Source organism: Bacillus sp. FSL K6-0268, from assembly GCF_038005425.1.
GTDB lineage: Bacteria > Bacillota > Bacilli > Bacillales > Bacillaceae_G > Bacillus_A > Bacillus_A thuringiensis_S.
Genome location: NZ_JBBOTF010000001.1, coordinates 2,732,501 through 2,754,120 on the forward strand (window position 1 = coordinate 2,732,501; position 21,620 = coordinate 2,754,120).

Sequence of the window (21,620 nt, forward strand, 5' to 3'; positions counted from 1 at the left end):
ACCTTATCTCAGGGACTTGACGCTGAAACGATGACAAAAGACGTAACTGACCCTCTCGAAAAACAATTTCGTAATTTGGAACATATCGATACCATCACTTCTTCTACGCACGAGGGATTATCACGTATCGACATTGCATATACATCAAAAGCAAACATGAAAGATGCAGCACGCGAAGTCGAAAAAGCCGTCAATACAATTAAATTACCTAAAGATGTAACCAAGCCCGTAGTTAGTCAATTAAACACTTCTATGATTCCACTCGCCCAAATTACTATCCAGAAACAAAACGGTTTTTCAAAAGCAGATGAAAAACAAATTGAAAAAGAAATCGTACCACAACTCGAAAACATTGATGGTGTTGCCAACGTTATGTTTTTCGGAAAATCCACCTCTGAATTATCTATCGTACTTGATCCGAACCAATTAAAAAACAAAAACGTAACATCACAGCAGGTACTAACTGTTTTACAAGGAAAAGAAACTTCTACTCCAGCCGGGGCAATTACTGTTAATCAGGAAGAATACAACCTCCGCGTCATCGGGGACATAAAAAATGTAAATGACATTAAAAACATCACTGTGGCACCCCAAGTGAAATTACAAGACATTGCTCAAATCGAAATCAAACAACACTACGATACAATCTCACATATAAACGGCGAAGAAGGCACAGGGTTAATCATCATGAAAGAACCGAGTAAAAATGCAGTTGCCATCGGAAAAGAGATTGATAAAAAAGTTAAAGAGATAAATAAGGAATATAAAGATCAATTTTCTATTAAACTTTTGGCTTCAACCCATGAACAAGTTGAAAATGCTGTTACTAGCATGGGAAAAGAAGTAATACTTGGAGCAATCGCTGCAACTCTAATTATCTTAATCTTTTTACGTAACTTCCGAACAACACTCATCGCTGTTGTCAGTATTCCATTATCTATTTTATTAACACTCTTTTTACTACATCAATCTAACATCACACTTAACATTTTAACCCTTGGTGGTTTAGCTGTTGCGGTTGGACGTCTCGTCGATGATAGTATCGTTGTCATCGAGAATATTTTCCGCCGTTTACAAAAAGATTCTTTCTCTAAAAATATTATTCTTGATGCAACGAAAGAGGTCGCCGTCGCAATTACTTCTTCTACTTTAACAACGGTCGCTGTTTTTTTACCTATCGGCCTCGTATCAGGAGCAATCGGAAAATTAATGTTACCTATGGTATTAGCAGTTGTATATTCTATTCTATCATCCTTAATCGTTGCACTAACAGTTGTTCCACTTATGGCTTTTTTACTACTCAAAAAAACAAAGCATCGAAAGCCAAGTTCTTCATCACGATATGTTGCTACCTTAAAGTGGTCTCTTTCTCATAAATTCATTATTCTACTTACTGCATTTTTATTATTTGCAGGATCAATTGCAGCCTATATATTACTACCGAAAGCAAACATAAAATCTGAGGACGACACAATGTTATCTATTAACATGACATTTCCAGCCGATTATAATGCTGAAGCTCAAAAACAAAAAGCATTCGATTTCGAAAAGAAATTACTTTCTAATTCAGATGTAACAGACGTTATTTTACGAATGGGATCTAGCGCAGAAGATGCACAATGGGGGCAAACAACTAAAAATAACCTTGCTAGTATATTTGTAGTCTTTAAAAAAGGTTCTGATATTGATCAATATATTAAAGAGTTAAAAAAGGAAAATAAAACTTTTGAACCTGCTGAACTTGATTATATAAAAACAAGTTATTCAAGCTCTGGTGGCGGCAACAACTTACAATTTAACGTAACAGCTACTAACGAAGCAGATTTAAAAGAGGCGGCTACTATCGTTGAAACAAAACTAAAAAGCATGGATGATCTTTCTAAAGTAAAAACGAATTTAGAAGACTCTAAGAAAGAATGGCAAATTCATATTGATCAAACAAAGGCTGAACAACTAGGTTTAACACCAGAAATAGCTGCGCAACAAGTAGCATTCCTTATGAAGAAGTCACCTATTGGCGAAATTACAATTAATAATGAAAAAACTACTATTATGATAGAACATAAAAAGGAAAACATTACTAAACAAGAAGATATTTTAAATACAAACATACTATCACCTATTAATGGACCAATTCCTTTAAAAGACATCGCAACTATTTCAGAAAAACAAACGCAAACAGAAATTTTCCATAAAGACGGAAAAGAAACAATTCAAATTACCGCCGAAGCTTCAAATGAAGATTTGAGTAAAGTAAACAAAGCAGTAAATAAAGCGATAACTGACTTAGATTTACCTAGCGGTTCAAAAGTAAATATCGCAGGAGCTACTGAATCTATGCAAGAGAATTTTACAGATTTATTCAAAATTATGGGGATCGCAATCGGGATTGTATATTTAATTATGGTTATCACCTTCGGGCAAGCACGTGCTCCTTTTGCAATCCTATTCTCCTTGCCGTTAGCTGCTGTCGGTGGTATTTTAGGATTAATCATTTCACGAACACCTGTTGATGTAAATTCCTTGATCGGTGCATTAATGTTAATTGGGATTGTCGTTACAAACGCTATTGTATTAATAGAAAGAGTCCAACAAAACCGAGAAAACGGACTGGAAACGAGAGAAGCTTTACTAGAAGCTGGATCCACAAGACTTCGCCCAATTATTATGACGGCTATAACAACAATCGTTGCTATGCTCCCACTCCTATTTGGCCAATCTCAAGCAGGAAGTATGGTATCAAAAAGTTTAGCAGTCGTTGTCATCGGCGGTTTGGCAGTCTCAACTGTTCTTACATTAGTAGTCGTTCCAGTTATGTATGAACTATTAGATAAAATCGGGAGAAAAAGACGCTCTCGTAGGAAAATAAACACTTCTACAGAAACACCTGATTTTTAAAAAGAAAAGGCGTTATCTTCACAAATGAAGATAACGCCTTTTCTCTATTTAGTCATATAATCCATCATTTTTTCCACATATTGCTCTATAGGTTTACTAGAATCCACAATAAGGTATTCATTATTTGAAGGTCTTTTACTACCATTTAACCACTTTTTAAAACCTACTTCCGACTCCACCTTTTCAATTTGACTTATCATACGCTTACGTGTTTGCAGTCTCCTATTAATCTCCTCCATATCATTAAGATAACACTCAATATATTTATATTTCACACCATGTTTATTTGATAATTCAATCCCTTTTTCAACCATTCCCTCATATAAACACGGACTATCCAATATAACACTATGCCCTTGTTCTAAATAAGAATCAATCAATACCCATTCGGCATCATACACAAGCCCACCAACAATCGTCGATTCAATTCCTTTTACTTTTAATGATTTTAACAACGCGGATTTCAAAACATCATGATCTATAATTACAGCACCTGTTAATTTCGCTATATACTTAGAAACTGTCGATTTTCCTGACCCAGGAAAACCTGACATTTGCAGAAAAAACAAATTAAATCCACTCCCTCATTTTCACCTCTTTATCTATATAACGAATTACAAATTCAACAATCGCTACACCTTTTCCTTCTATATTAAAATGCAAAAAGAACCCTCTACTTATAAATAGAGAGTTCTCCTTTGTAACTTATGCCGCTTTTATCTTCTTCGTCGTTTTACTTTTTCTTTTCGTTCCTGTAAAGCGCTTATGCAATACAGATGCTATCAAGCGTGAAATGACATTGAATAGTAATACCATAATAATTAATACAGCTGCAGATTTTGTCGCAATCAACTTCGCATCTGGAATAAACCCTTCAGAATTTAACTTCCAAATATGAACTGCTAACGTTTCAGCTGGTCTAAACGGATTTAAAGGATGCGCAGGACTCGAGAAGTCCGCTGCTGAATTTAAAATCGGAGATGTTAAACCCGCTGTGTAAATTAATGCTGCCGCTTCCCCAAATATACGACCCGCCGCTAAAATAATCCCTGTAATAATTTGCGGTAATGACGATGGGATAATAATACGAACGATTGTTTGCCACTTTGTTGCACCTAATCCAAGACTTGCCTCTTTTACATTATGAGGCACTTCTGAAATAGCATTTTCACAAACACGTGTTAAACCTGGTAAGTTTAAAATAGTTAAAGCAAGAGCACCACCCATTACTGTGTATCCCCAGCCTGTCATTGTAACGAACACTAACAAACCAAATAAACCAACAACAATAGATGGTAAAGACGCCATTGTCTCAATGCATAAACGAACAAAATTTAAAAAGCGCCCTTGTTTTGCATACTCTGCTAAATATATTCCAGCACCTAGTCCAAGAGGAATAGATATAATAAGCGTTATAACAAGCATGTAGAATGAATTGAATAACTGCGGACCAATCCCACCACCAGCTCTTGTATTACTTGGTTCTCCAAACAAGAAATTAGGATCCCAAAAACCCCATCCCTTTTGTAAAATTTCAAACACTAAGAACACTAGCATAGCTACGACCAAAGCCGCAACCGCATAAAAGATACCCGTCCAAACTTTATTTACCGTTCTTGCATTCATTATTATCGCTCACCTCTTTGCCCAATCGCTCGAATTACTAAAATAAACAGGAATGAAATAACAAGTAAAATCATTGCTAAAGTCCATAGCGCATTATTCCAAGCAGTTCCGTTCAATGTATTTGTCATGTCCATTGTCAAAATACCAGTTAACGTTGCTGTCGGACTATATATTCCTTCTGGTAATTTAATCGTATTCCCGATTACCATTTGAACGGCTAGCGCTTCACCAAAAGCTCGCGCTAAACCTAAAACAACACCTGTTAAAATTCCTTTTTTCGCAGCAGGAACAATCACTCGGCTAATTGCTTGCCATTTCGTTGATCCTAGGCCATAAGAAGCTTCTAAATAATCAAATGGAACAGAGCGTATTGCATCAGAAGCGATACTAGCAATAGTAGGTAAAATCATAATACTTAATACAACGATACCCGCAATTAAACTAAAGCCCACTCCCCCGAACGAATCACGTAATAACGGAACTAAAATCGTAACCCCTAATAATCCGTATACTACTGACGGAATACCGACTAATAATTCTAAAACAGGCTTCAATACTTTATTTCCAAACTTCGGCGAAATTAAATTCATGAATATAGCCAGAGCTATAGCAATTGGTGCACTAATAATAACCGCACCTAACGAAACCACTGTTGAACCTACAATAAAAATTAAAGCCCCAAAAGATCCTTGATCAGCATTTGGATTCCATTTTGTCGATGTTAACATCTCAGTAAACGAGATACCACTTTGTGTAAAAGATTGAATTCCTTTGCCACAAATAAACGCAATAATAGCTAATGTAATTAAAACAATAAAAATACCACAAAACGTAACAAGTGATCTTCCTATATATTCACTTTTCACGTAATTAATTTGTTTTTTCCCCTTCATCACAGGACAGACCCCACTTCACAGATTGAAATGAACAGGACTGGCCTTGCAGCCAGCCCCATAAATTTGATTACTTATTTAATTTAGACATTGGAATGTAGCCCATATCTTCTACTTGCTTTTCAAAGTCTTTACCTTTTACATAATCGATGTAAGCTTTTGTTGCTTCTTTCGCTTCACCTTTTGTTACCATATACTCGTAAGACCAGAATGGATATTTACCAGACGCAATGTTTTCAACTTTTGGATCAGCACCATCAATTTTCACTGTTTGCAGTGCACCTTTTTTATCACCCACCATGTAAGACATTGCTAAATAGCTTACTGAACCTGGAGTAGAATTGATAGCTTGCTCTACTGCACCGTTAGAATCTTGTGTTGTTCCAGTTCCATCATTGATTTTTGCGTCTTTCATAATTGTTTTTTCGAATGTAGCACGTGTACCAGATGAAGCTGGACGATTAATTACGTTGATTTTTTCATCTTTTCCGCCTACTTCTTTCCAGTTTGTTACTTTTCCAGTGAAGATATCTTGTACTTGTTGCACTGTTAAGTTATCAACTTTTACATCTTTATTTACAACAAGAGCGAATGCAATACCCGCTACCTTGTTATCTACTAATTCTTTCGCCTTTTCAGCATCTTTTATTTTATCTCCGGACGGAACATCTGAATTACCAATTTGCACTGCACCAGATGCTACTTGGTTAATCCCAGTTCCACTACCGCCACCTTGAACTTGAATAGAAACTTTTGAATTTTTCTCCATGAATTTCTTTCCAGCTTCCTCCGCAAGAGGTAGAAGAGCTGTAGAACCAGCTGCTGCAATCGTACCCGATAATTCTTGTTTTGTATTATCGCTTCCTTTAGCAGTTTCTTTACTAGTTGTATCTTCTGCTTTTCCACACCCAACTAATGCTCCTGCTACCACTAAAGCTGCTAAAGAGAATTTAATACCTTTTTTCATAACCATGTCTTGTACCCCCATTTGGATTATCACTTTTCGAATTCATTTTCTTTCGAACACAAATTCATTGTAGGACAACAATATTATGTGAGTGTTAAGCAATTTTTAATTTTAAGTAAATGACGATAATAACCCTTAAAATCTATGAATCCCAACATTTACAGTTAAAGAATCCAACAAAAACCACACTAACTATGCTGTAATGTAAATTTATTCTTAACAATGTAAATTCAATGTAAATGTTTTTCTCTCTTTTTCCCTTTTAGTTAAAGTTATATTTACAATTCCGCTGTATTTTGTAACTTTTACACGCCTAATTTATGCACATTAAAAAGAATTTCAGTAATATTTTTTAGTACAACTAAATAAATTGGAACAATTCTAAAATTAAATGAATATTTTTAAAGTACTAATTGACAGCATCATCCAATGTAGTCTACTATATTACTAACAAAAAGTTTACCCAAGGAAACTTTTTAAACTAACACTAACAATATAGAGAAGAGGTAACTTTTATGGTATCGGCTAATACTAAACCCCTTTCCGATTTTAAAACAGGGGAATTTGTACAAATTGAGAAGATACAATTAGAAGGAACTATGAAACGACGTTTATTAGATTTGGGATTTATCCCTGGGGCAACGATTAAAGTATTGCAACGCAGTCCACTTGGAGATCCGGTCGCCTATCAAGTGAGCAACACAACTATTGCACTGCGAAAAGAAGAAAGTTCCCTTATTTTCGGGGTATTAATAGGAGATGATTTCAGATGAGCAAACATCGTATTGCTTTAGCTGGCAACCCGAATACCGGGAAAAGTACATTATTTAATACTTTGACAGGTTTAAAACAACATACTGGAAATTGGACAGGAAAAACTGTTTTAAAAGCTGAAGGAGAATATGAACATAACGGAAGTACTTATACATTAATAGATTTACCTGGAACTTACTCATTATACTCAAATTCCGCGGACGAAGAAGTGGCGAGGGATTATATTATATTTGAAAAACCAGAAGTAACTGTAGTTGTCCTAGACGCAACTGCTATGGAAAGAAATTTAAATTTAGCACTCCAAGTGATGGAAATGACAAACAACGTAGTCATTTGCATTAACTTAATTGATGAAGCCGAGAAAAAAGGTATTGTTATTGATGAAAAAAAATTAGCAAAATCACTTGGTGTACCTGTAGTTAAAATTTCAGCACGTAACCGAGTAGGCATTGGTCATTTACTAAATGTTATTGCAAAAGTATCAAATAAAAAACTAATTCCAACACCAATTAAAATTACTTACAGCGAAAAAGTCGAAAATATGATTCAAGAATTAGAACCACAAATTTATAAGGTGTTCGGTGATACGTATCCAGCACGTTGGATTGCGTTACGTATATTGGATGGAGATAAAAATTTCTTAACTACACTTCAAAAGCACCATAATGAACCACTTGTAAGGGAGGTCATAATTAATGGAATCTCACTCAGCCAGTAAAGCTCTTCCATTAGACTATATTATTCAACATGCACAAACACTTTCAAATGAAGATATACGAGATGATATAGTCGGAGATATTTACCGAACATCTGCAAGCATATGTAAAGAATCCGTCCAATATACAAATACTGATAAATTATATCGTTCCGAAAAACTAGATAAAATTTTCACATCTCCAATCTGGGGATTCCCAATTATGCTCGGTATTTTATCTATTATTTTTTATCTTACAATCGCAGGCGCTAACGTACCATCTGATATGATTGCCGAATTCTTCGGATGGGCCGAAGGATATTTAACATCTTGGTTCCAAGCAGCGCATGCACCTGAATGGTTACATGGCATTTTAATACTTGGTTTATTCCGTGGTATCGGAGCTGTTATTAGCGTTATGTTACCACCTATGGCAATCTTTTTCCCTATGTTCGCGCTACTAGAAAACTACGGATACTTACCACGTGTCGCGTTTAATATGGACCGCTTATTCAAACGATCCGGCGCACACGGGAAACAATCTTTAACAATGGCAATGGGATTTGGTTGTAATGCAGCAGCCATTATGTCAACACGTATCATTGAATCACCACGTGAACGTATGCTAGCAATTTTAACGAACAACTTCGTTCCTTGTAACGGTCGCTGGCCTATGTTAATTTTAATGGCTTCACTATTTATGGCTGCTGGTTATACAGGCAGTATGCAAACATTGGTTACTGCTGGCGTTGTAGTTGGAATGGTTGTAATTGGTGTTATTATGACATTAACTGTTTCTTGGGTACTATCAAAAACAGCCTTAAAAGGGGTTCCAACTCACTACACACTTGAGTTACCTCCGTACCGCAAGCCAAAAGTTTGGAATACAATTGTTCGCGCAACACTCGATAAATCAATCTATGTTTTAAAACGAGCTATAGTTGTTGCTGCCCCTGCGGCTGCATTAACTTGGTTACTTGCTAACATTTTTATCGGTGACACAAGCTTACTTATGTATTTTGTAAACTTCCTAGATCCATTTGCTAAAATGTTAGGACTTGACGGGTTTATTCTAGCTGCATTCATTCTTGGACTACCCGCTAATGAAATTGTAATCCCAATTTTATTAATGTCTTACTTATCAACTGGGGCTTTAACTGAAATAGATGATTTTAATCAAATTAAAAATCTATTCCTAGAAAATGGTTGGACTTGGTTAACAGCGTTAAACACAATGTTGTTCTCACTTCTTCATTTCCCGTGTGGAACAACATTGGTTAACATATATAAAGAAACAAAAAGTGCAAAATGGACATTCTTATCGTTTGCAATCCCTACCGTTATCGCCATTGTTGTTACATTCCTCTCTACACAATTGGTACATTGGTTAGGGCTTGTATAAAGCAAAGCATACATAGAAGGTATCCCCCTTCACGTTTGCTTTGCACGAAAGAAACCTGAAAATCATTCAGGTTTCTTTTTTTGTACATCAGTATTCCACGGCTGTGCTCCATACGTTGTGAGTTTTTTATGAATAAAATATATAGCTCCTGGAAGAACTGCCATTAATATCGTGCAACTAATCCCTAAACCCGTAAACAACTTACATCACCTTATTTCACTCTTTTAGGTAAAGCCGAGCCTGAATGCTCAATCGTCGGGTGAACATGAACAGTAATTTCAGCTTTACTAAAGTAATTTTCGCCTTGATCCCAATTCTTACTTACCTTTTTCCACTCTTTATAATTATGTCGCTTATACACTTCCCCTAACTCTAATACATCTACCTTATATTTTTTTTGAACAAGTTTAATTGATTTTTGAATACGCTTCTCCATTTCTTCCGATATATCCTTCTCTAAACGCTTTTCATTCAAAACCTTTTTATGATCACTAAAATGCAACTCAGCTATTGTACCTTCCAGAGATAAATGAATATTAAACTTTGGTTTTGTAGCATTCGTTGTAGATACTTTAATTTTTCGACGCAACTTATGAATTTCATATGTAATAAGTTGATCCTTTTTACGAATGGTAAAAAAACCTCCAATTTTTTTACCTATTATATAATTCATCCCTAATGTTTCTTCCCCACTCAAGTTGCCTACACACTTATTATCCTTTCCACGAAACAATGCTGCACCGTCCATTTGCACCCCTTGTTTTGTTAGTTCAAGAATAGGTAATACAAAACTCCGGTTAGAGATCATCTTTTCCTGTACCTCACCAATTCTTGCAGCCTCAATCATTTGGGCATTTTTCGGAGGGTGTTCAGCTAACATATCAATATACTGCGCCGGTAAATTTTCAGGTTTTGCACTCTGTTTTAAAATAGATTCTGCATTTTTCTTTGAAACAAACAAACGAATATTTCTTCTCATTTCATGATCGCGAATATATACATCTAACGTATTTTGTAAAATGTATGGATGTGAAAGTAATTCTTCAGAGAAAATAATCACTTGTATATGAGGGAAAAATAATGTACGACTAATTTTTTTAGCGATTATTCTTATTTGTTCAAACACACTATCTGCTTTCGCACTAACATTAATATAATTTTCGCCATCTCCATCACCTTGTCCACCTTGCTGCGCTAACTTACTAGGAAGTACCATTTGATACGTCCCTTTCATAATTGGATTCGCTTTCTTCTCCTTCACGATATCATAAGCCGCTCCTACTACAAATCCTCTTTCTTCTATCTCTTCTAACTCAGAACACCCACTCATAAATCCAGTTAAAGTCATAACCATTATAATTTTAAGAAGGTGTTTCATTTCCACCATTCCTTCTTTTTATTTTATATACAATTAAAACGAGCAAAGGCGCTAACACAACAAACCCCATATCTATCCAAGCTAAATAAGTCCCATAACTTGATAAAGCATTCAAACTACTAGGTATCATATTCGCCATAAAAATAATAGGGGCACTTACGAAAATAAAAATATGTTTCTTCACTTTCGGAAACATAGCACAAAACAATAAAGATGCGACGTCATAATACATTGCTGTAGTGTTATAAATAGTAATAATCCAAGTCGTAAAAAAAATCGCATCGAACCTTTCTAAAAACCCTCCGCCAATTTCAATTTCTTTCCCTAATTCAATTGTTGGATATGTCAATCCACGTGTGGTCATATACGTAAAAACACTAATACAAGTTACATAAATTAAAATGTATGACAACACGTTTACCATCACCGCTTTCGCGACTGCCATTGGCGCTTTTTTCGCTGACTTATCATTCAGCAACACCGCATAAAATAAAGCTACTTCAAATCCAATAAACGTAAAAATAGAATTTTTAACTCCAACAGCATATTGACTTACTTTCGTTTGAAAAGCTGGTAGTAAATTATTTATTTCCATTAAATTTATATTCAATAAAGAAAGAAGTACTATCGCAATTAAAACAATAGGTAAGAATAAAACATTTAACCTTAATAAGGCTGCTCTTGATCCTGCTATTCCATAAATAACAACTAGCAAGAAGAAGAAAGACAGTAGTTGTATCGGTGTATCACTAAATAAATACGTTTGAGAAATAATTGAAATCATTCGCGATTCATATGCTGTCAAAGCAGCAAACGTTAATACTAAAATACTACTAATTGTGTATGCAACAGGCTTCGTCAAATGCGCACTCGTATATTGAACAAAATTTTGTTTCGGAAATAAGATCGCCACCCTCGTCACAAACCAACCTAAAACTGTACAGATCAATCCACCCAAAAGCAAAATAATCCAACCGTCCGAAAATAAAGTTTGGTTAGCGATATCTCTTGGCATAGACAATGCTCCTATACCAATAATGGTCGATGATACCGCAAACCCAATTTCCCGAGATCCAATCTCTTCATCGCCATACTCAAATGGTTTCAATTATTTTCGCTCCTTTGGACGTATTGTAGAATCTTTTGTTTGTAAGTACTCTGGTCTATCTTTCAACATCGATTTTGGCATGCGAATAAATTCTTCTTTCCAATCTTTATAAAATGCAGGAGCAATTGGAGTTGTATACGGTATACCAACGCTTGTTAAATTTGTAATATGAATAGCAAGTGCGATCAGAGCTAGAATAATCCCATACAAACCAAAAGCCGTTGCAGCTAATACAAAGACGAAAAGTAAAATTCGGAACGTAATTGTAATGCTATATACAGGAAGCGAAAATGTAGCAATCGCAGTAACTGCAATAATAATAACTAAAAATGGATTTACAATCCCTGCATTTACCGCAGCTTCTCCAATTACAAGACCTCCTACAATCCCTATCGTTTGTCCCATCGGTTTCGGCAATCGGATTCCAGCTTCTCGTATTAATTCCATAGTCAAGGCCATCATTAACGTTTCAATATACGCTGGAAACGGAACACCTTCCCTAGCACCTGCAATTGAATAAGCCAGTTTAGAAGGAATAAGTCCTTGATGGTAAGATACAAGTGCTACATACATAGCTGGTAACAAAACCGCAATTATACCTGAACCCATACGTAAAAATCGTAATAACGTTCCAATCACCCAGCGCTCGTAATGATCTTCTACAGATTGAAAAATATCAACAAATACGAGTGGCGCAATAAGAGCAAATGGGGATCCGTCTACCAAAATGGCTGCCTTTCCTTTCGCTAATGAGGCTATAATATTATCAGGCCTCTCTGTATTCAAAAACTGTGGAAATGGGGATAAATTATTATCCTGAATTAATTGTTCAATCGTACCTGTTTCCAAAACGACATCTGTCACTATTGATTGAAGACGGCGATCCAACTCTTTTACAATGTGAGGATTAATAATATCTTCTATATATACTAGGGTTACTTCTTTCTGCGATCGCTTCCCCATAATATAAGATTGGAACCTCAACTTTGGATCACGTAAACTACGTCGGATTAACATTTTATTCACATTAATATCTTCATTTAATCCGATCCTCGGTCCACGTATTAAATCTTCAGTTACTGGTGGTTCTAAACTTCTTTTTTCCCAAGCTCTACTATTAATCACGATAGCCGTTTGAATATTATCAATTAATATAACCGTATCTCCCGCTAAAATCGCATTCATAATGTCTGGAAACTTCGTCTTTACACCCACTTCTGCGATAGAAATAAAACGATCCAATAACGTTTGAACAACGGCTTCCTCACTTGGAATTTCTTCGTATTGCAGCGTACGAACGACATATTTATAAACATTATCCTTGTCTGTTAATCCACATAAAAACACAACCGCACAACGTGTAAAACTCCCAGCAAGAGCAACTTCTCTAATTGTTAAATCATTAGGTGAACCTAACTCATCCCTAATTTCTTTCATAACTTCAAATAAGTTACCTTCAAGCTCTAACAATTTCCCCACCTAACTTCCTTTTCAACAAGTTTTTAGTTAGATTCCGCTAATAGAAGAAAATATATACAAAAAAGAGCTATCTCTTTTCAAAGATAGCTCTAATAAACGAATTACTTTTCTACTATTATGCTGTTTTTCTTTATAGATACACTTTTTGTAAATCCACTAACTACAAACATCACAATCATATTAATTAACAATGCGACTATACCTACATTTAAATCTTTTATAGACTGCGGAAAACTCGGAAACATCGTAGCTATATTAGAGCCCGATAAAGTGATATATGCAACAACTAATAACCCCATTCCCATTCCTGCAATCGCTCCTTGCTTTGTAATAACCTGACGTGGAAACAAGCTACATACAAGTGCAGGGAAAAGTTGTGTAACAATACTGTACCCCATTAATAGAAGGGCTCCTATTGTTTCTCCTCCTTTAAATGTAAATAAAACTGCTACGAGCGTTACTACAGGTACAAATAACTTTGCAGCTTTAGCAACTTGTCTATCTGAAGCAGATGGAACCATCGTTCGATAAATATTTTTCGCTAACAGTGTAGAAGCCGCCATAACAAGCATAGAGCCTGGAACTAACGCCGTTAATACTCCCGCACTACCAATAATTCCAATAAACCAAGGATCAAAAGTTTGTAAAGCAAGACGGAATAACGAAAGATCCACATCCGCTCCCTTTAACCCAGGAACTTGCAATATAGCAGCAAACCCTGCAAAAAATACGAAAAGTAACACTAAAGAATACAATGGCATAATTGCTGCATTTTTACGAAATACTTTTTCATTTTTTGCAGAAAAAGCAGAAGCAAATGTATGAGGCCACATATAAAAACCTAGGGCCGTTAATATAATAGTAGAAACAAACCAAGAAATACTCATTCCTTCTTCAGGTAAAGATAAAAATCCCGGCTTTGCTGCTTCTACAGCCTCAAACATAGGCTGAAATCCTCCATAATAATGATACGGTAAATATATACCTAAAAACATAACGATAAACAGTATCATAATATCCTTCAAAGCAGCCGTCCAAGCCGAACCGTGTATACCTGAAACCATTACATATATAGTTATAACAATAGCACCAATCCATACTGCAACAACAGGTGACACCCTTCCGTAAGAAGCTTCTGAAACGATAATCCCCAGTCCCTTTAACTGTAAAACAAGATATGGGATGATGGAAACAACACCAACAACTGAAACAATAAGTCCAAGCGCTTTACTTCTATATTTCTTCGCAAAAAAATCCGACTGCGAAACAAGGTTATGCTCTTTCGCATACTTCCAAATTGGTGGTAATAAAAAATACGATAAAAGATAAGCTAAAGCACCATATCCCAAAATATAAAAGGTAGGTGCTCCTTTACTATACGCCCAGCCGCTTCCCCCTAAAAATGTAAACGTCGTATAAATCTCACCTGCCATCAGGAGAAAAACAAAAATAGTGCCAAATCCTCTTCCCCCAACTGACCATTGCTCTAAATTCATATCTTTTCCATGTTGTGCCCGAATCCCTAAAAATAGTGCGAGAAACAAAAATAAAATAATGATAAGTAATGCAGTCATTTTACATCCTCCTTATTAGCGGGATCAAACACGTACACAAGCCCCATACAAAGAGATGTAATAAACACTGATAATAATACCCAAAATAATAAAAATGGCATCCCTAATACGTAAGGAGTAACTGAATTCGCAAATATTGGCCCAACTACTAAACAAAGAACTGGAATAAGCGCTAGGATGTATATTTTCTTCATCTCATTCTCCTTTACTTATAAAATTCATAATGGCTGATACAAAGACTTCCACTCCAATCGGTAATGCATCTTCATCAATTGTAAAACGAGGATGATGATGAGGATATATAATACCTTTCTCTTTATTTCCCGCTCCGATAAAAAAGAATGTCCCTGGTACCTTTTGTAAAAACGCCGAAAAATCTTCTCCAGCCATCGTCGGCTGCAAACGAACAACTCTATCTCTTCCATAAAGTTGTAATGCCGTTTGTTCAATAAGCTCTGTAACTTCATAATTATTTACAACTGGTCGATATCCATATTCATAAGAAAACGTATATTTCGCTCCGTAAGATTCCGTAATATGCTTCACAATCCGCTCAATCTTCTTCTCTGTTTCACCTCGTAACTCATGTCTTAAACTTCGCACTGTCCCTTCAATCTCCGCTTGCTCTGGTATTACATTATGAGTTGTCCCCGCATGAAATTGAGTAACGGATATTACGAGAGAATCTAATGGATTCGTGAGGCGAGATACAATTTGCTGAAGTTGCGAAACGACTTGTGTACCGATTGCGATACTATCCACCGTTTCATGAGGGATTCCAGCATGTCCACCTTTTCCCTCTATCCTAATTTTAAAAACATCCGGTGCAGCCATTGCAGGACCATAAATAACGCCTATTTTCCCAACCTCTAACGACGCCCAAAGGTGAGCACCAATGATATAATCCACACCTTCCATTACACCTGCCGCAATCATCTCCTCTGCACCACCAGGAAAATTTTCTTCAGCATGTTGGAATAGAAAACGAATCTCCCCTTTAATCTTCTCTCTTGCTTCTACTAACTTATATACAACCCCAAGTAATATCGCTATATGTCCATCATGACCACACGCATGCATCACACCTTTATATGTAGAAATAAAATCAAACTCATTTTCTTCATGAATAGGAAGAGCATCCATATCGGCTCGAACCGCAACTGTTTTGCCCGGCTGTTTACCTACTAACTTTGCCATCACACTATATTTAGTCGGCCGTGACACTTCTAAATATGGGCATTTCCGAAGTATATCGAACACAAACTGCGATGTTTTTTCTTCTTGAAAAGATAACTCTGGATACTTATGAAAATGCCTTCTCCACTCAACTAACTGATTTTTTGACAAAACAAGTTCCTTTGCAACATCCATACCCCTTCACTCCTTCTTCACCAAGTTAAATGTTATTATAACGCGAATTGTTAACTTTTAAAAGAATCTTCTGAATTTTCAATTATGATAAACCAAAAAGAAAAAGCCATCCAAAAGATGACTTTTTCTTTATTATAAAATAGTAATCGCTTGTTTTCCCATTTGCTCCCAAGCTTTCTCAAATTCTGCTCGTGGAACAGCCAAACGTGGATTATTTTTCAGAGGATCATTTACATATACAAAGTTTTGATCATATCCAATTACTACTGCACTATGCTCATAATATGTAATTTTCACTTCGCCTGAACTCGTATTCCATGTTTCAAAACTACTTTCAGCTAGCGGCTTAAACGTCGTATTAATAATGACCCATACCGGGGAGCCAGAACTAATTACTTTATATATATCTTGCATGTCTCTACCTGTTAAATTAATTACTTTTTCAGGAACATATTTTTCTGCTAAATCAAAGATTGGTTTATTGTATACACCATATCCAGGCTTTGCCTTTGTATAAATATTTCCTACAAACCCCTCGTAAGGATTTCCACGCAAACCATTTTGTTCAAATGGAACACGATAAATTTCGCTAGCAAGTTGCATCTTATCTACTTGTACACCTTTATATTGCAGCAACATAGCTAAACTTGTCACTTCACATCCTCGAGGTAATTCTGGTAATTGTTTAATAAACGGAACATCTTCAATCATAGCTGCTTCTTTCATTTCAGATAGAAACTCTAAGCGTAAAACTTGCGCCTTTTGCATGATTTTATCTTTCCCTATAAAAAATGCAGCAGCAAGTATAATACCAAAAACAAAAAGATATTTTAACTTTTTCATTATAAACAAAACTCCATTAATTATTATTTTACAGACACAACTCTTATCATTGTACCCTTCTTCTTACTAGTTTGCTAGAAAGATCATGTGAATTATCGCTCATAGAATTAATGTAACTACTCAGCCACCTTTCGGTGGCTTTTTTTAATTTTACTAGTTTCATATGCCTCCTATTTGTAAATACTGAGTATATCAAACAGGGGAGGTGAATATTATGGTCGATCGAAAAATTATTTTAGATACATATAAAAAAGGACCTGAAGCTGTTATTTCTTTATTTGAAGAAACATTTTCTAAATTAGAAAAACGTATACAAGAACTAGAAAATGCTTCAAAAAAAAACTCCAAAAATAGTCATAAGCCACCTTCTACAGATGGTTTAGGTAAGCCTGTTACAAAAAGTTTGCGCAAACCGTCTCATCGTCAAACCGGTGGCCAGTTAGGCCACAAGGGACATACTCTTGGTTTGACAGCGACTCCAGATCATACGATTACACATTCTCCTACATATTGTACTTGTTGTCATACTTCCTTGAACCACGAGCCTGTAAAAGGGTATCGCATTCGCCAAGTGTATGACTTACCACCTATTCAGATTGAAGTGACAGAACATAAAGTAGAACAGAAAGAATGCCCACATTGCCATTCTATCCAAGAAGCCCAATTTCCTTCGACAGTATCTCGTCCTGTTCAATATGGTCCAAATATAAAAAGACTGATTCCCTATTTAACGCATTATCAATGCATTTCTTTGAAGCGAACAAAAGAATTCTTTCAGGATTGTTTTGGACATTCTATAAGCGAAGGAACCCTGGTAAATCATACACAGGCTTTCGCTTCTCAATTGCAGCCATTCATAAAAAAAGTAACGGAAAAGATCCTGCAGTCTCCTATTGTCCATTTTGATGAAACCGGTATGCGTGTAGAAAACAAAACACAATGGTTACATACTGCCAGTACACCGGAGGTGACATTGCAACATATTCATCACAAACGCGGAAAAGAAGCAATGGATGCGGGCGGAATTTTACCGTCTTTTTCTGGAATTGCGATGCATGATGGTTGGAAATCGTATGATGCGTATACAGATTGCCGACATGTATTATGTAATGCCCATCTCTTACGAGATTTGCAAGGAATTATAGATAGTACGGGGCAAAAATGGGCGCAACAGATGCAGAAATTTCTCACGCAAGCTTTAACGCTGAAAAAACAATACAAAGGAAATCTGCCAAAAGTAAAGCAACAGCACCTGTTTACTGTTTATCAAGCTATATTGAAAGAACAACCAGTCTTTTCTACAGAATTAAAAAAGAAAAGAAAGCAGACGCCTGCTCAAAATTTATGGAATCGCTTCGTCAAATATGCTGACAGAATTCTAGCATTCTTAGAACATCCAGACATTCCATTTGATAATAATCAAGCGGAACGGGATATTCGAATGACGAAAGTCAAACAGAAAGTGTCTGGGACTTTCCGAAGTAAGAAAGGCGCAGAATCTTTTTGCCAGATACGAAGCTTTATGAGTACCATGAAAAAACAAAAACAATCTGTCTTACAAGCGATAGGACAAGTTATAGAAACCGGAACGGTTCCTTGGAATCGCACAACTTCATAAGAGAAATTCTCTGTTTGATTTAGATTCTTTCTCTTATTGGAGTCTTTTCTTTTTTATGTTTTCGAATGAAAACATGTATTTGGTATGCCCTTTTTCCTAATTAAGCTGAGTAGTTACGAATTAATTATAAAAATTCTAATTATTTTTAATAAAAAGAAAAATAAATATACATTTCCAGAATATTTTGCTAAAATCAAAATTGTTAACATGGTGAAGATATCACCATGTTAACAAACATTCTTAGAGTATTTAGTCATAGTTCATTTTTTACATACTCCATTCATTTCATAGCAAATAAACCGAGTGTGTGTTGCATCCCCCACTAATGATTAAAAACTCAGAATAAAATGAAGTTCACACATTCAAGAAAATACGGGGTGAGGGGCATATGAATCAACAAATTGAACAAACAAATTTAAAACGAACAATGAAAAGTAGACACCTATTTATGATTGCACTCGGTGGTGTTATCGGAACCGGGCTATTTATGGGATCTGGTCAAATCGTCCATAATGCCGGACCTGGTGGCGCTATTCTTGCATTTTTAGTCGGTGGATTTGTTATGTATTTAACGATGTTATGTCTTGGTGAATTATCTGTTGCTATGCCAGAAGCAGGTTCATTCCAAAGCTATGCAAGCAAATTCATTTCACCTGGTTTTGGATTTGTTGTCGGTTGGATGTATTGGTTAAATTGGGCTGTTACAGTTGGCGTAGAGTTAACAACTGTAAGTATTTTAATGAAACGCTGGTTTCCAGACGTTTCTTCATGGATTTGGTGCGTTACATTTGCAGCAGCGCTCTTCCTCGTAAACGCTTTATCAGCAAAAGCATATGCAGAAGCAGAGTTTTGGTTCGCAAGTGTAAAAGTTGCAACAATCGTTATTTTCATCGTACTTGGTGGCGCTGTTATGTTCGGTTTACTAGACTTTAATGGAAAGCCAGCTCCGATGCTTCATAATTTCACTGAAAATGGCGGGCTATTTCCAAACGGTGCATTAGCTGTTCTTCTTACGATGATTACAGTAAATTACTCCTTCCAAGGAACAGAATTAATCGGAATCGCTTCAGGAGAAAGTGAAAATCCTGAAAAAACAATTCCAAAAGCGATCAAAAATACAATTTGGCGAACTCTCTTCTTCTTCGTCTTAGCGATATCAGTTGTTGTAGGTTTACTCCCATGGCAAGAGGCTAATCTAGTCGAAAGTCCGTTTGTACTTGTTTTTGATGTAGCCGGGGTCCCATATGCAGCAGACATTATGAACTTTGTTATTATTACAGCTGTATTATCCGTTGCTAACTCTGGTCTATACGCAAATTCTCGTATGCTGTGGGCGATGGCAAAACAAGGAATGGCAAGCCCAGCATTTACGAAATTAACTAAAAAAGGTGTACCGCTAAATGCATTAATTTTCAGTCTGATTTTTGCTAGCCTTTCCTTATTAACAAGTGTATTTGCGGCAGATACTGTCTTTCTAGTTTTAACATCTATTGCAGCAATGGCTGCCGTTGTCGTTTGGATGTCAATTGCCGCTTCACAGTTTTTCTTCCGTAGAAATTTCGTGAAAAATGGTGGCGACATAAATGATTTAAAATATCGTACACCGCTCTATCCGCTAGTTCCAATCGTGGCGTTCTTACTCAATTTCATTACATTTGTTAGTTTGGCTTTCATTCCAGATCAAAGAATTGCTCTTTATTGTGGCATTCCATTTATGATTATTTGTTACATTTTATACCAAGTTAAATATAAAAAAATTGTCACACTTGAACAGCCACGAACTATCACACAAAAAATAAACTAAATATACAAAATATTCAGCTATCTTTCTTATGATAAGATAGCTTTTTTCTATTTCTTGGATATCCTGGTATAACTTTATTTATCTTAAAATTTTCACAATCACGTTTTTCTCTGGAAAATAGTTTACAATGTAATCAAGTTACAAATGATATTCACCTTAAAAAGTGTGCATTTGTGTCTATTTTTTAACAATATATCAAAAACTATTGCCTTCTATAAATTAATAGGTTTATATTGTTTTATTGGCATAGTTTCAATCCAAGGAGAAAGGAGATTTTCAATCGTGCAACTAAAGAAAGCGTTTTGGAAGTTGGCTTCGCTTCTTCCGTTATCATTACTTCTGTTCCTCGGTGGCTGTGATAAAAAACTCGCAGTATTAAATCCGCAAGGACCTGTTGCAAAAGCACAGTATGATTTAATTGTTTGGTCATTCTTGCTTATGTCATTAATTATCGCAATTGTATTCATTCTGTTTACAGTCATCTTGATTCGTTATCGTGAAAAACCAGAGAATATGGACTATGAGCCACCTGAACAACACGGTAACACATTACTAGAAATTATTTGGACGCTTGTTCCTGTTATTATCGTTATCGCATTATCGATTCCAACAGTAAAAGCAACTTATGCTTCGGAAGAGGTTCCGAAAGAGTCCAAACATATTAAACCAGTTGAAATTTATGTTACATCTGCAAACTGGAAATGGTTATTCAGTTACCCAGAGGAAAAAATTGAAACCGTTAACTATTTAAATATCCCAGCTGGTGTACCAATTCAATTCAAACTGACTTCTGTCGGCCCAATGAATGCTTTCTGGGTACCAGAACTTGGTGGTATGAAGTACACAATGGATGGCATGATTATGGATCTTTATTTACAAGCTGATAAGCCAGGTTCTTACCTAGGCCGTAGTGCGAACTTCTCTGGTGAAGGATTCACACACATGGAGTTCGAAGTTGAAGCAAAAACTAAAGAGAAATATGACAAGTGGGTTAAAGAAGTACAAGAAAAGGCTGATAAGTTAACCGAAGAGAAGTACAACGAAATTATTAAACCTGGTGTAGTTGGACGCATGACGTTCTCTAGTCACCACTTAAGTTATGTAGATCCAAAATCACTTGAATATTGTGATTACAACTACTACAAAAACAAAAAATAATAGCTATTATTCCAACAGATTGGAGTGAACACA

General features: G+C 35.9%; 19 protein-coding genes (1 of these 19 cut by a window edge). 7 read left to right on the forward strand and 12 right to left on the reverse strand.

What is annotated here, in order from left to right:
• Positions 1-2,898 carry the 3' portion of an efflux RND transporter permease subunit gene (locus MHI28_RS14200; protein WP_000375603.1) on the forward strand. The gene continues 147 nt to the left of window position 1, outside the view, so 2,898 of the gene's 3,045 nt are visible here — the last part of the coding sequence; the start codon falls outside the window, past its left edge; its stop codon occupies positions 2,896-2,898.
• A gap of 44 nt (positions 2,899-2,942) precedes the next feature.
• Here MHI28_RS14200 and MHI28_RS14205 read toward each other — a convergent pair whose 3' ends face one another.
• From MHI28_RS14205 to MHI28_RS14220, 4 genes are all read right to left on the reverse strand, one after another.
• Positions 2,943-3,467, reverse strand: a complete 525-nt coding sequence (locus MHI28_RS14205) for an AAA family ATPase (RefSeq protein WP_000465759.1) — start codon at positions 3,465-3,467, stop codon at positions 2,943-2,945.
• 136 nt (positions 3,468-3,603) lie between these two features.
• On the reverse strand, positions 3,604-4,524 hold the full coding sequence (pstA, locus tag MHI28_RS14210; RefSeq protein WP_000994151.1) for a phosphate ABC transporter permease PstA: 921 nt from the start codon (positions 4,522-4,524) through the stop codon (positions 3,604-3,606).
• A gap of 2 nt (positions 4,525-4,526) precedes the next feature.
• Positions 4,527-5,417 (reverse strand): phosphate ABC transporter permease subunit PstC, encoded by an 891-nt coding sequence (pstC, locus tag MHI28_RS14215; RefSeq protein WP_000676676.1) that lies wholly within the window; start codon positions 5,415-5,417, stop codon positions 4,527-4,529.
• Between the two features lie 70 nt (positions 5,418-5,487).
• Positions 5,488-6,390: a phosphate ABC transporter substrate-binding protein PstS family protein gene (locus MHI28_RS14220; RefSeq protein ID WP_000245111.1), complete on the reverse strand. Its 903-nt coding sequence runs from the start codon at positions 6,388-6,390 to the stop codon at positions 5,488-5,490.
• A 509-nt stretch (positions 6,391-6,899) separates the two neighbouring features.
• Here MHI28_RS14220 and MHI28_RS14225 point away from each other — a divergent pair.
• The 3 genes from MHI28_RS14225 to MHI28_RS14235 are packed head-to-tail and all read left to right on the forward strand — an operon-like array spanning position 6,900 to position 9,254.
• Positions 6,900-7,157 (forward strand): FeoA family protein, encoded by a 258-nt coding sequence (locus MHI28_RS14225; RefSeq protein ID WP_000252988.1) that lies wholly within the window; start codon positions 6,900-6,902, stop codon positions 7,155-7,157.
• The gene (locus MHI28_RS14230; RefSeq protein ID WP_000033874.1) at positions 7,154-7,876 is read left to right on the forward strand and encodes a FeoB small GTPase domain-containing protein; all 723 of its coding nucleotides are present in this window, start codon (positions 7,154-7,156) and stop codon (positions 7,874-7,876) included. Before MHI28_RS14225 ends, MHI28_RS14230 begins: the two co-directional genes overlap by 4 nt.
• Positions 7,854-9,254 carry a nucleoside recognition domain-containing protein gene (locus MHI28_RS14235; RefSeq protein ID WP_000443621.1) on the forward strand — a complete coding sequence of 467 codons (1,401 nt, stop codon included), beginning with the start codon at positions 7,854-7,856 and terminating at the stop codon, positions 9,252-9,254. Before MHI28_RS14230 ends, MHI28_RS14235 begins: the two co-directional genes overlap by 23 nt.
• 62 nt (positions 9,255-9,316) lie before the next feature.
• Here the strand turns inward: MHI28_RS14235 and MHI28_RS14240 are convergent, their stop codons facing one another.
• The 8 genes from MHI28_RS14240 to MHI28_RS14275 all read right to left on the reverse strand — a co-directional run bounded on the left by MHI28_RS14240 (position 9,317) and on the right by MHI28_RS14275 (position 17,007).
• Positions 9,317-9,454 carry a hypothetical protein gene (locus tag MHI28_RS14240; RefSeq protein WP_000493991.1) on the reverse strand — a complete coding sequence of 46 codons (138 nt, stop codon included), beginning with the start codon at positions 9,452-9,454 and terminating at the stop codon, positions 9,317-9,319.
• Between the two features lie 11 nt (positions 9,455-9,465).
• Positions 9,466-10,632 (reverse strand): spore germination protein GerLC, encoded by a 1,167-nt coding sequence (gene gerLC, locus MHI28_RS14245; RefSeq protein WP_000681639.1) that lies wholly within the window; start codon positions 10,630-10,632, stop codon positions 9,466-9,468.
• Positions 10,616-11,740 (reverse strand): spore germination protein GerLB, encoded by a 1,125-nt coding sequence (gene gerLB / locus MHI28_RS14250; protein WP_000802019.1) that lies wholly within the window; start codon positions 11,738-11,740, stop codon positions 10,616-10,618. Before gerLB ends, gerLC begins: the two co-directional genes overlap by 17 nt.
• The gene (gene gerLA, locus MHI28_RS14255; RefSeq protein ID WP_003309092.1) at positions 11,741-13,219 is read right to left on the reverse strand and encodes a spore germination protein GerLA; all 1,479 of its coding nucleotides are present in this window, start codon (positions 13,217-13,219) and stop codon (positions 11,741-11,743) included.
• A 101-nt stretch (positions 13,220-13,320) separates the two neighbouring features.
• The gene (locus MHI28_RS14260) at positions 13,321-14,793 is read right to left on the reverse strand and encodes a sodium:solute symporter family protein (protein WP_000125940.1); all 1,473 of its coding nucleotides are present in this window, start codon (positions 14,791-14,793) and stop codon (positions 13,321-13,323) included.
• The gene (locus MHI28_RS14265; protein ID WP_000725525.1) at positions 14,790-14,987 is read right to left on the reverse strand and encodes a DUF3311 domain-containing protein; all 198 of its coding nucleotides are present in this window, start codon (positions 14,985-14,987) and stop codon (positions 14,790-14,792) included. The genes MHI28_RS14260 and MHI28_RS14265 overlap by 4 nt, the downstream gene beginning before the upstream one ends.
• A 1-nt stretch (position 14,988) precedes the next feature.
• Positions 14,989-16,164 (reverse strand): amidohydrolase, encoded by a 1,176-nt coding sequence (locus tag MHI28_RS14270; RefSeq protein ID WP_000382123.1) that lies wholly within the window; start codon positions 16,162-16,164, stop codon positions 14,989-14,991.
• 132 nt (positions 16,165-16,296) lie between these two features.
• Entirely contained in the window at positions 16,297-17,007 is a 711-nt protein-coding gene (locus MHI28_RS14275; protein ID WP_000734492.1) for a C39 family peptidase, read from the reverse strand.
• Positions 17,008-17,221: 214 nt separating this feature from the next.
• Between MHI28_RS14275 and tnpC the strand changes: the two genes are divergently transcribed.
• The 3 genes from tnpC (at position 17,222) to MHI28_RS14290 (ending at position 21,587) form a co-directional block, all read left to right on the forward strand.
• Complete coding sequence (tnpC, locus tag MHI28_RS14280) at positions 17,222-18,625, forward strand: IS66 family transposase (protein ID WP_340828062.1); 1,404 nt, start codon at positions 17,222-17,224, stop codon at positions 18,623-18,625.
• A 388-nt stretch (positions 18,626-19,013) separates the two neighbouring features.
• The gene (locus tag MHI28_RS14285) at positions 19,014-20,429 is read left to right on the forward strand and encodes an amino acid permease (RefSeq protein ID WP_001075767.1); all 1,416 of its coding nucleotides are present in this window, start codon (positions 19,014-19,016) and stop codon (positions 20,427-20,429) included.
• Between the two features lie 282 nt (positions 20,430-20,711).
• Positions 20,712-21,587: a cytochrome aa3 quinol oxidase subunit II gene (locus MHI28_RS14290; protein ID WP_001176164.1), complete on the forward strand. Its 876-nt coding sequence runs from the start codon at positions 20,712-20,714 to the stop codon at positions 21,585-21,587.
• The last annotated feature ends 33 nt before the right edge of the window (positions 21,588-21,620 follow it).

Excerpts from the sequence above, each read along its gene's own strand:
- pstA (WP_000994151.1), bottom strand. The coding sequence starts at position 4,524 with ATGAATGCAAGAACGGTAAATAAAGTTTGGACGGGTATCTTTTATGCG.
- pstC (WP_000676676.1), bottom strand. The coding sequence starts at position 5,417 with ATGAAGGGGAAAAAACAAATTAATTACGTGAAAAGTGAATATATAGGA.
- MHI28_RS14220 (WP_000245111.1), bottom strand. The coding sequence starts at position 6,390 with ATGGTTATGAAAAAAGGTATTAAATTCTCTTTAGCAGCTTTAGTGGTA.
- MHI28_RS14225 (WP_000252988.1), top strand. The coding sequence starts at position 6,900 with ATGGTATCGGCTAATACTAAACCCCTTTCCGATTTTAAAACAGGGGAA.
- MHI28_RS14230 (WP_000033874.1), top strand. The coding sequence starts at position 7,154 with ATGAGCAAACATCGTATTGCTTTAGCTGGCAACCCGAATACCGGGAAA.
- MHI28_RS14235 (WP_000443621.1), top strand. The coding sequence starts at position 7,854 with ATGGAATCTCACTCAGCCAGTAAAGCTCTTCCATTAGACTATATTATT.
- gerLC (WP_000681639.1), bottom strand. The coding sequence starts at position 10,632 with ATGAAACACCTTCTTAAAATTATAATGGTTATGACTTTAACTGGATTT.
- MHI28_RS14260 (WP_000125940.1), bottom strand. The coding sequence starts at position 14,793 with ATGACTGCATTACTTATCATTATTTTATTTTTGTTTCTCGCACTATTT.
- MHI28_RS14265 (WP_000725525.1), bottom strand. The coding sequence starts at position 14,987 with ATGAAGAAAATATACATCCTAGCGCTTATTCCAGTTCTTTGTTTAGTA.
- MHI28_RS14270 (WP_000382123.1), bottom strand. The coding sequence starts at position 16,164 with ATGGATGTTGCAAAGGAACTTGTTTTGTCAAAAAATCAGTTAGTTGAG.
- MHI28_RS14275 (WP_000734492.1), bottom strand. The coding sequence starts at position 17,007 with ATGAAAAAGTTAAAATATCTTTTTGTTTTTGGTATTATACTTGCTGCT.
- tnpC (WP_340828062.1), top strand. The coding sequence starts at position 17,222 with ATGGTCGATCGAAAAATTATTTTAGATACATATAAAAAAGGACCTGAA.
- MHI28_RS14285 (WP_001075767.1), top strand. The coding sequence starts at position 19,014 with ATGAATCAACAAATTGAACAAACAAATTTAAAACGAACAATGAAAAGT.